Source organism: Candidatus Obscuribacterales bacterium, from assembly GCA_036703605.1.
Lineage (GTDB): Bacteria > Cyanobacteriota > Cyanobacteriia > RECH01 > RECH01 > RECH01.
Map to the genome: position 1 here is coordinate 1 of DATNRH010000286.1, position 11,135 is coordinate 11,135.

9 protein-coding genes are annotated in these 11,135 nt (G+C 53.6%); 6 read left to right on the plus strand and 3 right to left on the minus strand.

Translation table 11 applies throughout. The annotated features are described in order from the left end of the window. Positions 1-848 precede the first annotated feature (848 nt). From V6D20_06050 to V6D20_06060, 3 genes are all read left to right on the plus strand, one after another. The gene (locus tag V6D20_06050) at positions 849-1,073 is read left to right on the plus strand and encodes a DUF2811 domain-containing protein (GenBank protein ID HEY9815349.1); all 225 of its coding nucleotides are present in this window, start codon (positions 849-851) and stop codon (positions 1,071-1,073) included. 369 nt (positions 1,074-1,442) lie between these two features. Then, on the plus strand, positions 1,443-1,883 hold the full coding sequence (locus tag V6D20_06055; protein ID HEY9815350.1) for an NUDIX domain-containing protein: 441 nt from the start codon (positions 1,443-1,445) through the stop codon (positions 1,881-1,883). A 58-nt stretch (positions 1,884-1,941) separates the two neighbouring features. Continuing rightward, on the plus strand, positions 1,942-2,658 hold the full coding sequence (locus V6D20_06060) for a SprT family zinc-dependent metalloprotease (protein ID HEY9815351.1): 717 nt from the start codon (positions 1,942-1,944) through the stop codon (positions 2,656-2,658). A 264-nt stretch (positions 2,659-2,922) separates the two neighbouring features. Here the strand turns inward: V6D20_06060 and V6D20_06065 are convergent, their stop codons facing one another. Together V6D20_06065 and V6D20_06070 are read right to left on the minus strand one after the other, a co-directional pair. Next, on the minus strand, positions 2,923-3,339 hold the full coding sequence (locus V6D20_06065; GenBank protein HEY9815352.1) for a hypothetical protein: 417 nt from the start codon (positions 3,337-3,339) through the stop codon (positions 2,923-2,925). Positions 3,340-3,497: 158 nt separating this feature from the next. Further along, positions 3,498-5,399 carry a tetratricopeptide repeat protein gene (locus V6D20_06070; protein ID HEY9815353.1) on the minus strand — a complete coding sequence of 634 codons (1,902 nt, stop codon included), beginning with the start codon at positions 5,397-5,399 and terminating at the stop codon, positions 3,498-3,500. 265 nt (positions 5,400-5,664) lie between these two features. On the opposite strand from V6D20_06070, the gene chlG reads away from it, so the two are divergent. Together chlG and mnmG are read left to right on the plus strand one after the other, a co-directional pair. Then, on the plus strand, positions 5,665-6,684 hold the full coding sequence (gene chlG / locus V6D20_06075; protein HEY9815354.1) for a chlorophyll synthase ChlG: 1,020 nt from the start codon (positions 5,665-5,667) through the stop codon (positions 6,682-6,684). A gap of 259 nt (positions 6,685-6,943) precedes the next feature. Next, positions 6,944-8,890, plus strand: coding sequence for a tRNA uridine-5-carboxymethylaminomethyl(34) synthesis enzyme MnmG (gene mnmG, locus V6D20_06080; GenBank protein ID HEY9815355.1), 1,947 nt, complete (start codon positions 6,944-6,946; stop codon positions 8,888-8,890). A gap of 90 nt (positions 8,891-8,980) precedes the next feature. Here mnmG and sigC read toward each other — a convergent pair whose 3' ends face one another. Further along, positions 8,981-10,231 carry an RNA polymerase sigma factor SigC gene (gene sigC, locus V6D20_06085; GenBank protein ID HEY9815356.1) on the minus strand — a complete coding sequence of 417 codons (1,251 nt, stop codon included), beginning with the start codon at positions 10,229-10,231 and terminating at the stop codon, positions 8,981-8,983. 612 nt (positions 10,232-10,843) lie between these two features. Between sigC and V6D20_06090 the strand changes: the two genes are divergently transcribed. Next, the coding region (locus V6D20_06090; GenBank protein HEY9815357.1) for a Sua5/YciO/YrdC/YwlC family protein at positions 10,844-11,135 on the plus strand (292 nt) is incomplete at its 3' end.

Below are 11,135 nucleotides of genomic sequence, written 5' to 3' on the forward strand. Positions count from 1 at the left end.
AACAGAGCATGACCACCAGAAAATAGAGCTACCAATACCAAACGGATGGCGGTTGTTTTACCTACGATCGTTTGCCCTAGGTTTTGCGTAAGTCGTTCAATACTATCTCGCATAACTGCCTGCTAAGGAACCTCTTGTCCATTCTGTCTGTTCCAACAAAAGGTTGCCAATGATTTCACGATAGTTGGGGGCGATCGCTGACGTCTCAAACATCAACCTCCCCCCACCCCATGAAGCTAGAGAACAGGCGATCGCCCCCAGAGCCTCCCTAAGCACCCAAGACATTACAAGACGTTGATGAACTTTTCTAGCTTCTGCTCGCCCAAAGCGTAATTTTTGTTACTTTTCCTCCAATCGTTACAATTCTTATTGATCACATCATTTTCTCCTATGGAAAGACAGAGTTTTCCACAGGGTTGCCAAAAGTTTTCCACAAAGCTTATGCTGTTTTCCACAGGGTGTAACGGCATACCAAGCGATTGCGAATTTAGGCGGGGATCTAGGTCTGGCTAGAACATGCCTGAGAACCCCAGGACAGTTTGTAAAGCAATGTAACGGAAAAGTCCCTCAAACCCGCATTCGCTCGTGGAGCCTCCCTGGCACCAGCTCGATGTGTGACCATCTGCAACATTGACAACCCCACCCCCTCCTAGCGCACAATGATGCCTACCTTGATGAATGCGCTCTGGCTTGATTGTCTGATTCTCCGGGCTGCCTTAGGTAGGCCGCGGAGAGGGGATAGGCACTGAAGCTAGTTTGGCGCGGCTTTTGGCTGTCATAACGATCGCCGCTGAAAGCAGATCTAGTCTCGTCCAACCGTTCACCACCACGAAAGAGTAGAGGTTCTCATGAATGCAAGCGTCAGCATCTTGGCAGAAATCCCTGAAGATCTGCACGAGTCTCTTCAAGGCTATCTAGACAACCATCCAGAATGGGATCAAGATCGGGTGTTTTCCGCTGCTCTATCGCTGTTTTTGTTGCAGAATAGCCAAACCACCACTCCCGATGCCACGCGCTCCTATCGTCGGGCAGCCCGAGTTTACCTAGATACCCTCTTCAAACATGCCGTTTAGAGCTCTTGAGGTTCTTGGCTGGCATCCAATCCCCAAGAAAGCCGGGGGCTACTGACGCCATGACCTACCGGTTTACCATAAACCCGTCAGAAATTACCTATTCGACAAGCACCATCATCCATCAGTGCCAACGCCCAACCTCTGTCTCCAGAGCCGTCAGCACCGCTCCGGTTGAAACTGCCTAAACACAGGGTGATGGAAGCGTACCCTCCCACGGCAAGAGTCATGCCCCTTGCCCCATCCACGACATCATCATTCAGATTCACCCATTCAAAGTCACCATCCAGCCCCGTCTAGCCTGGGAAACGATATCCTAGACCATGAGACGCGATCGCGCTCCTGTGGTTCTGGCATAAGGCATAGCAAAGTATGGCTAGGCATCCTGTTCAAGTAGCGGTGGCAATTCTACATCAAGACGGACAGTACCTGATGCAGCTCCGGGACGACACACCAGGTATTCTCTATCCCAAATGCTGGGCCTTTTTTGGTGGGCATCTAGAGGGAACAGAAGATCCAGAAACGGGTCTCCGGCGAGAACTCATGGAAGAAATTGGCTATGCCCCTCCCGACGTCACTTTATTTCGACAATGGGGAGATGATCAGGTGCATCGATTTGTTTATCATGGGCCATTAACAGTGCCTCTAGAGGCACTTCAACTCAATGAAGGATGGGATTTAGGGTTGCTCTCACCCAAGGATATTCGTCGGGGCGATCGCTATTCCGCCGTGGCTCAACAAACCTGTCCCCTAGGCGAAGTTCACCAAAAACTGCTGTTAGATTTTTTAGAGCTCCATCCCCACCTAGGATAGGAGCAGTCAAGAATGCAGGACATCTAATCATCATGCATCCTTCGTCTCCGCCGGTTCTATGACGTTAACGTCCTACCAAATTCGTGAGAGCCGCCGCGCTAAGTACGTCAATATTAAGGTATCTCCCCATGGCCGTGTGGAGGTCGTGGTGCCGCCCAACTTTGACCGTCACCACCTGTCTGAAATTCTGGCAAAGCGACAGGATTGGATTACCAAAACCCTGCATCGGCTTCAGGCAGAACGCCTAGCGTTGTCCCTAGAATCCGATGATCCTTGTCCCACAGAAATCCATTTTCGGGCCGTGGATCAGCATTGGTCTGTTCAGTACTGCCATCAAGCCAGCCATGACATCACCCTCACGGTAACCGGCGATCGCACCTTAACCCTCACAGGGCCGATCAATGATAGTGCCATCTGCCAGCAAGCTCTACAGGCATGGCTCCGTCGCAGGGCGAAAGCTATCCTCATTCCCTGGCTAGTTCGTATCAGCCAAGAGCAAAAGCTGCCCATCCAAACCATCTCCGTGCGCCGGCAAAAGACCCGATGGGGCAGTTGCTCTAGCCAGCGAAACATTAGCCTCAACGATAAACTCTTGTTCTTGCCGCCACAGTTGGTAGGTTCTGTGTTTATCCATGAGCTTTGTCATACGCTGGAAATGAATCATTCCGCCGCCTTCTGGGCCCTCGTGGCTGAGCGTGATCCTCACTACGTCGAGAGCGATCGCCTGTTGGACACGGCTTGGCGCTACATTCCAAGATGGGTTGAACCCCATTAGTCCGATGCGGTAGAGCGATGGTTGGGTTTTATCGACTTCGCTCAGCCAGCGTAGTTCCTGGGACTGGCCTGCCTTCATGGCAGGTTTATCTCCAAAGAAAAACCCCTCTCCGAAATAGAAGCAGGGAGAGGGGTTGCTGGTCATTCAAAGTGGGTTCCTGGCTAACGGATGTAACGTAGCGAACCGTCTTAGACAGGAACAAGTTTTATGATGTGCGAGATTGAGCGTTGATACAGTTGATGGAACCATCAAACGCCCAGATAGTTATGGAGCAATGGTGAGCTCATAGGCATAGCTACCAGGATTGCGGTTGCCCACGTAGATATCGTAGGCTCCTGCATCCCATACACCAGGCAGGCTAATAAGCCCATCTGAAAAGCTATCTGCAAACAAACATTGGCTTTGACCGTTGCCGGTAATCCACAAGGTTGCATTGCGATCGCTACCTACAGTGAACTGCAAAGAGGCAAAAGGTTCAGTGACCCGAATCACCTCAACGGGTTGATCTGGAACAAGGCCGCAGGCTCCAGACTGTGCACCCGTAGCACCCACCGTGACGTTGCCGCTACGGGTGACCGGGCTGCTGAGCGGAGTGGCCACATCTGCTTGGGCAGAGGGAGCGATCGCGCCGACCAAGGCGGCCAGCGTTGGCATAATCATCCAATTCATCCAGCGTTTCATGAGTTAGCACCTCCTACCCAAATGTCGCAGGTCTTGTTGTTCGTTCAACAGCTACGTTGAGCTGTTGGGTTGAACTATATTGATCCTACGGTGACTACCTTTATAGACGGGCGGGGGCTGTGCCAGTTCCTGAAGGGGCACGTTCCACGGCAGGAGTTCTAGACCTGGGGCGGATTCTGGGACATTAGGGTCGGCAAGTAGTCATAGCCGTCTACGCCAATGACCGCGATGAGCTTAGAGCGCTGTTGTTCTAAAACTGCCTTCACCGGCCCTTCCCCTAGCTTGCCTTGAATGATCTGCAACAGCCCAGCCGGTTGTCGCCAGCTTGAAGAGGCCATTTGGTGCAGCAGATACATGCCCAGAGCCCCCGCATACACAGCCGCTTCTAGATGATGGAGCTGGTAATGGGCTTCCGCGAGGTAGGCCAAGTTGGTGCCTTGTAAAAAGAGATCCCCCGTAAATTGAGAGGCATGGATACCGCCTTCCAAAAACGCGATCGCTTGCTGGGGTGCTTCAATGACCACATGGGCAATGCCTAAACTACTCAAGCAAAGAGCTTGGCTTTGGCGATCGCCCAATCGTTCCGCTAACTGTAAGCCCTGCTGCAGACGATCGATGGCCGATTCATAGTAGTCGGGGTCGGCTTCTTCCCGCTGCTGAGCTTCGAAGACTTCGCTAAAACCAAGATTGGCCAAGGCATTGGCTTCGCCGGGGCGATCGCCGGCTTCTCGGCTGAGGATCAAAGCACGCTGGGCACGGCCAATGGCTTGGCTATACTGCTGGTTACCCACATCAAGACGGCTGAGGTGATTGAGGACGGCAATTTGGCAGGGGCGATCGCCGGCCGCTTGGGCAATGTCTAAAGCTTGGTTGTAGAACCCCAGGGCGCGATCGCGCTGCCCCAACACGAGGGACGAATAGCCCAGCAGAGTGAGGATGCGGGCCTTTTCCTGGGTGCCCTCCGCCTGCTGCAGCGGCAGGTCGAGATAGCTGAGGGTGTTGGCTAGATATTGCCCCGAAAAGGACACAAAAATACCGCCGTAGAGCGGGAAATAATCCCGTTGGGCAAAGGCTCGGAGGATCTGTAGACCTGCTTGAAGACAGGTCTTGGCAAACATCTGGCTGAGGGTTGGATGCACCGTTTGTTGCTGCAGCCCCGTAGCCAACTGGGCCCAGATCAACGCAAACACCAAGTAGGTTGAACGGGATAGCTTCGCGCCCACCTTCGAGTCGTACACCAGTTTGTCAAACCAGGTGACCAGCCCCTGCTGCAAACAACGCAGCAAAATCGCCAGTTCTATCCAGTCTGCCGCCTGAATCTCTAGACTCTGCCCCGTGGTCTGGGTGGGATGTTCTGCCCATTCAGAGAGCGATCGCCCTAGGGATAACGTTTCAAATAACGCTTGGGGGATCGGTCGTTTGACCTGCTGACTCCACAGTACCCATGGCCCACGCTGTCCAGCTCCTTCAAAGCCAATGGAGCGACCTTGGTCATAGATCCAACTGACTAAATGGGGTTCAATTCGTTGCCAAGAGGCAATCCCCTGGTGAATGCCTTGGGCTAGAGCCGTCAAGGAAACCGCTGGATCCAGAGCATCTGCGTCCGAGGTCTCAGCCTGGGCCACTAACCGCCGAGCCAAATCTTGCCATTGCCCCATGCGTAGGGGCTGCGGCTGGTTGGGATCAAGCGCCATTAACAACGCCATCAAGCGATCGCCCTCCGCTTGCAGAATAGACTGCATCGCCGCCTCCAGGGTGCGATCGGCCTGATGCTCTTGCTGCCATCGATCCCATTCCCCTTGAATCGTCTTCAGGGCGCGCAGACTACGAAGGGCTTTGGCGTGCTGGAGTTCATCGGTTTGGGTTTCTGTTTGCCGCTGCATCCCTGCCAGACGATCACCCAGGCAACGTTCAAAAAGTTCACCGGTGCCCCCCTCGACGCCATCGTTGAGAAGCTGATACACCTGCTCTTTGGAGCGAATCTTGCCCTTGAGCGTCAGATTTGTAATATGGTCAATCAATTCACAGTAGCGATCGCGGAGGGAAGAAGCATCCGACATGATTCAATGCAATGAAACAACAGGCTTACTTTGTCTTTTAGAAACCCTAGCCTTATCCTAGCGAGGAATTTCCCAAATCCTTGCAGATTTTGATCCACAAGGCTGTTGTTTCAAGCGATCGTCCTTTAGGCTAGTTAAGGATGCTACGGCTAGACGCCCAGCGGTGGACACTCACGCTCTTCTAGTACAGGCACGTCACAAGGGGCCCTGGCCCATATCCACTCCCATTCGTTTCGGCTTTATCAATCCGAACTAGATGCTACCTATGTCTAATCCATCTCCCTCTGACCTCCCTCAGCCTACCCCCACCCCCGAGGCGATCGCCCCTGAGTCTACCGGCAGCGGTAAGGCACGGCAACTGCTGGGCATGAAAGGAGCCGACGCGGGTGAGACCTCCATTTGGAAAATCCGCCTACAGTTGATGAAGCCTATCACGTGGATTCCCCTGATCTGGGGGGTCGTCTGCGGAGCAGCTTCCTCCGGCGGCTATGTATGGAGTCTAGAGCATGTGCTAGTGGCAGCGGCCTGTATGCTCATGTCTGGCCCGTTGCTGGCTGGCTACACACAGACTATTAACGATTTCTACGATCGCGACATTGACGCCATTAATGAACCCTACCGCCCCATTCCCTCCGGCGCTATTTCCATTCCCCAGGTGCTCACCCAAGTCTGGGTGTTGCTAATTGCCGGAATTGCTGTCTCCTATGCCCTGGATCTGTGGGCAGGTCACACCTTCCCCATCCTGACCGTGCTGGCAGCAGGTGGCTCATTTTTGTCCTATATCTATTCCGCACCGCCCCTGAAGCTGAAGAAAAATGGCTGGCTGGGCAACTATGCCCTAGGCGCAAGCTACATCGCTCTGCCCTGGTGTGCGGGTCACGCCCTGTTTGGTACCCTAACGCCCACGATTGTGGTACTCACCTTGTTCTACAGTCTTTCAGGGCTAGGCATTGCTATTGTCAATGACTTCAAGAGCGTGGAGGGCGATCGCCAACTAGGGCTGCAATCGCTACCGGTGATGTTTGGTGTCACCACAGCCGCTTGGATCTGCGTCTTGATGATCGACATCTTCCAGCTAGGTGTCGCGGCCTACTTGGTTAGCATTCACCAAAATCTCTATGCCACGCTGCTGGTCTTGCTGATCATTCCCCAAATCACCTTCCAGGATATGTACTTCCTGCGGGCTCCCCTGGAAAACGATGTGAAATACCAAGCTAGCGCCCAACCCTTTTTGGTGTTTGGCATGTTGGTTACAGGTCTAGCCCTGGGGCACATTGCGCTTTGAGCAAGTTTTCCCTCGATCTGGATCCTGCTTACAATATAAAGATGTGTAGTTCTATCCCATCTAGATCAAAGCGCAGCCCCATCTCCAGTCGGTTCTAACCTGATCGTTGGGTCAACCATGGATGATGTCTAAAGATGATGCCTACGCGATCGGCAGACATGGTGGGTTGCGCAGAGCCTGCCCTAACAACATTGGGGTAAGCAACGTCTCTAGATAGTGGATAGGTATGGCACGTAGTGGTCTAAGTCTGGGTTGAATTATGGTTACGCCTGCGTCTGCGGTTGAATTCTTGGATACATTTGAAGTTGTTGTGGTGGGGGCTGGCCACGCGGGTTGTGAGGCGGCCCTAGCTTCCGCGCGTCTAGGCTGTAAAACCCTCCTGCTCACCCTCAACCTAGACAGAATTGCCTGGCAGCCCTGCAATCCGGCTGTGGGTGGCCCGGCCAAATCTCAGTTGGCCCATGAAGTGGATGCCCTGGGGGGCGAAATTGGCAAAATGGCCGATCGCACCTATCTCCAGAAACGGGTGCTGAACGCCTCCCGCGGCCCAGCGGTCTGGGCGCTGCGGGCTCAGACCGACAAGCGCGAATATGCAGCGTTGATGAAGACTATTGTGGAGAATCAGGACAACCTGACGATCCGGGAAAGTATGGTCACGGACTTGGTGATCGGGGACAACGATGAGGTGATTGGGGTTCAAACCTATTTTGGCGTTGCCTTTCAGTGCAAGGCGGTAATTTTGACCACCGGCACGTTCCTAGGTGGCGTTATTTGGGTGGGCAACAAGTCCATGCCCGCCGGACGGGCGGGGGAATTTGCCGCAACGGGGCTCACGGAGACGCTGAATCAACTGGGTTTTGAAACCGGCCGCCTGAAGACCGGGACGCCGGCCAGGGTCGATCGCCGCACTATCCATGTGGATCGCCTAGAACCCCAGCCGGGTGACAATGATGTACGCTGGTTTAGCTTTGACCCTGAAGCTTGGGTGGAACGGGAGCAAATGTGCTGCTACCTGACCCGAACCACGGCGGAAACCCATCGTTTAATTCGCGAGAACCTACACTTGTCGCCCGTCTATGGCGGTTGGGTGGATGCAAAAGGGCCGCGCTATTGCCCCAGCATTGAAGACAAAATTGTTCGCTTTGCTGATAAAGACTCCCACCAAATTTTCATCGAACCGGAAGGGCGCAATACTCCAGAACTCTATATCCAAGGCTTTTCCACGGGGTTGCCAGAAGCCCTACAGCTGCAAATGCTGCGATCGCTCCCCGGTCTAGAAGATTGCGCCATGCTGCGTCCTGCCTATGCGGTGGAATACGACTACCTGCCCGCCACCCAGTGCTACCCCACCTTGATGACCAAAACCATCGAGGGGCTGTTTTGTGCAGGACAGATCAACGGCACCACCGGCTATGAAGAGGCCGCTGCCCAAGGCATTGTGGCAGGTATCAATGCCGCTCGCTTGGTGCGCGGTCAAGACATGGTGATCTTCCCTCGGGAGCAAAGCTATTTGGGTACCCTGATGGATGATCTTTGCACCAAAGATCTGCGAGAACCCTACCGAATGCTGACCTCGCGATCGGAATATCGGCTGATTTTGCGATCGGATAATGCCGACCAGCGTCTGACTCCCCTAGGCCGCGATCTGGGGCTGGTGAGCGATCGCCGCTGGGAGCATTTCACCCGCAAGCAGGCCAATATCGCCGCTGAGAAAGAGCGCCTGCACGCTACGCGATTGAAAGAACATGACCCTATCGGTCAGGCGATTTGTGAAGCTCAGCGCCAAGCCAACGCCACCGACCAATGGACGATTAAAGGCTCCATTACCCTGTCCGACCTACTGCGTCGTCCTAAGTTTCACTATGGCGACTTAGAGCAATATGCCTTGGGTAACCCCGACCTCAGCTTAGAGGAAAAGGAAGGGGTGGAGATTGATATCAAATATGCGGGCTATATCCAGCGGCAGCAACAGCAAATTGACCAAGTATCTCGCCAGGCCCAGCGCCCCCTGCCGCAAGATTTAAACTACTTCGATATCCAAACCCTATCGATGGAAGCACGGGAAAAGCTGGCCAAGGTACAACCTCTCACCATTGGCCAAGCCTCACGAATTGGGGGCGTCAATCCCGCCGATATTAATGCCCTGTTGGTGTACCTAGAAATGCGATCGCGCTCCAGTGCAGCCCCGGCCTCCTCCTCGGTTTGACGTCAACAACCTGCGCTACACAATACGCTACAAAAAAAGTCCCCTAGCTCACCCGCTAAGGGACTCAAGCAAGTTGCTCAGAATCGAGACTTAGGTGAGAGATTCCAAATAATCACGAATGCGATTGCGACGCTTGGGCTGGCGCAGTTTTTGTAAGGCCTTGGCTTCAATCTGCCGTACCCGTTCGCGGGATAGGTCTAGCGCCCGGCCAATTTCTGCCAGGGAATAGGGATGGTCGTTGCCCAAACCGTAGCGCATTCGAATCACGTCCCGCTCCCGGTTGGTGAGGTCAGCAAGGAGCTGCTGCAGATCGCGATGGAGCGACTCCCGCATCAACAATTCTTCCGGCGAAATGCAGTCGGTTTCTAGGAGTTCACCCAGTTCCGTATCCCGCTCCTTGCCCACCTTGGTTTCGAGCGACACGGCCCGGGGTACCCGCAACAGCACTTCTCGCACCTGATCCGGTGACATATCTAGCTCTGCTGCAATGTCATCCACCCCCGGAGTACGTCCCTTTTCTTGGGAAATCTTGCGCTGGGCTTTCTTGATTTTGTTCAGCTTTTCGGTGATATGCACCGGCAGGCGAATCGTGCGGCTCTGGGTGGCGATCGCTCGGGTGATGCCCTGACGAATCCACCAGTAGGCATAGGTACTGAACCGATATCCCTTCGTCGGATCAAACTTTTCCACCGCCCGCTCTAGGCCGAGGGTGCCCTCTTGAATCAGATCGAGCAGCTCTAGCCCACGGTTTTGATATTTCTTCGCCACCGACACCACCAGGCGTAGGTTAGCTTTGATCATGTGATCCTTAGCGCGGGTGCCGTCTGTGCGAGCTTGATCGAGAGCTTCCACCGTCAAGTCAGCTAGCTCCGCCCAGCGGTGTTTACCTGCGGTCAAACTTGGCTTGAGATCCTCAAGGGGAATACCCGTGGTCAGCGCCCAGCGTTCTAAGGACGGACGATGCCCTAGGTGGGAGGTGAGGCGATCGCGATCGCTGATCAGTTTGACATAGGTTTGTAAGATAGGGTCTTTCTTGGCGGAAGCCCGGCAGAGAGCCAGCAGCTTCATATAGCGCTGCACCTTTTGGGCTTCTGATACTTCTTCATCGCGACCGAGAAGGCGCACTCGTCCAATTTCTTGAAGATAGAGACGGACCAAGTCAGTCGTGCGGCGCACCGTTCCCTTCCGCAGCGGTAGAGAAACAGCATCGTCCTGCTCCAGGTCAGTCAGTTCGCGTTCAAGCTGTTCAGCATCCAAGTCTACGTCTCCCTCGACCTCAAAGGCTGTCGATTCGGCAGGCTCGTCATATTGCGTATCAGCGTAGAAAGATTCTGCTGGCATAGTGATCGTCTCAGTAGCTCCAGGTAGTAACGGGGCTGGCAGTTATCATAGGCAGACAGAGCCTTAGGGTGGTGCTCTGGGAGGCGCGATCGCCCACTGTTGTGAACAGCATGGAATGGTTCCGCTCACTCAACCTGCTTTTACCGCTTACGTTGAGTATTCCCTCAATTCAGGATTAAGTAACAACACCGAAGGTTCCAGATTAGGATTAATGCTATGCAACGTTTAGGAAAGAAGGACAAGATATCTAGCCGTTGATTCTAGATAGTGCCAAGCTTCCTCATGATGGCTCAATCTCTTCTATTAAGTCTGGAAAATCAGGTGACTATTACGCAGCCGTCTTCATCTCATGACGATTGTGGAACGGCAATGGATCGAAGGACGTATAAAACTCTACAGAAGAGCCGAGGATGATTCCTGACATTTTTCGGGACAGCTCGGTCTTAGGATAAGACTGAGCTATGAGAAGACCCAGAAGTACAAGTAGAGCTGTCATAAGCTGCCGTAAATTGTTCGGATGACGTTCCAATAGGCTGGCATAATCACACTAGCGGGCTTCAGTGAGCACAGTATAGATGCCGCTAAGCCACCATGATTCCTGAGAGGCTCCCCATGGCAACCATCTACGAAATTCATCCGGATACACCCCAAACTCGACGGATAGAGAGCATTAGGGATGCGTTGAAACGTGGGGCTGTGATGCTATATCCAACAGATACGGTCTATGCGATCGGGTGTGATCTAAATGTAAAGTCTGCTGTGGCAAGGGTTCGCCAGCTTAAGCAACTGTCGAATGAGAAGCCACTCACCTTTTTATGTCCGTCATTATCCAACATTTCTGATTACGCTTGGGTCAGTGATCATGCCTATCGCATCATCAAACGGCTAATTCCTGGGCCCTATA

Coding starts and splice junctions, on each gene's coding strand:
- V6D20_06050 (HEY9815349.1), top strand. CDS start 849: ATGAATGCAAGCGTCAGCATCTTGGCAGAAATCCCTGAAGATCTGCAC.
- V6D20_06055 (HEY9815350.1), top strand. CDS start 1,443: ATGGCTAGGCATCCTGTTCAAGTAGCGGTGGCAATTCTACATCAAGAC.
- V6D20_06060 (HEY9815351.1), top strand. CDS start 1,942: ATGACGTTAACGTCCTACCAAATTCGTGAGAGCCGCCGCGCTAAGTAC.
- V6D20_06065 (HEY9815352.1), bottom strand. CDS start 3,339: ATGAAACGCTGGATGAATTGGATGATTATGCCAACGCTGGCCGCCTTG.
- V6D20_06070 (HEY9815353.1), bottom strand. CDS start 5,399: ATGTCGGATGCTTCTTCCCTCCGCGATCGCTACTGTGAATTGATTGAC.
- chlG (HEY9815354.1), top strand. CDS start 5,665: ATGTCTAATCCATCTCCCTCTGACCTCCCTCAGCCTACCCCCACCCCC.
- mnmG (HEY9815355.1), top strand. CDS start 6,944: ATGGTTACGCCTGCGTCTGCGGTTGAATTCTTGGATACATTTGAAGTT.
- sigC (HEY9815356.1), bottom strand. CDS start 10,231: ATGCCAGCAGAATCTTTCTACGCTGATACGCAATATGACGAGCCTGCC.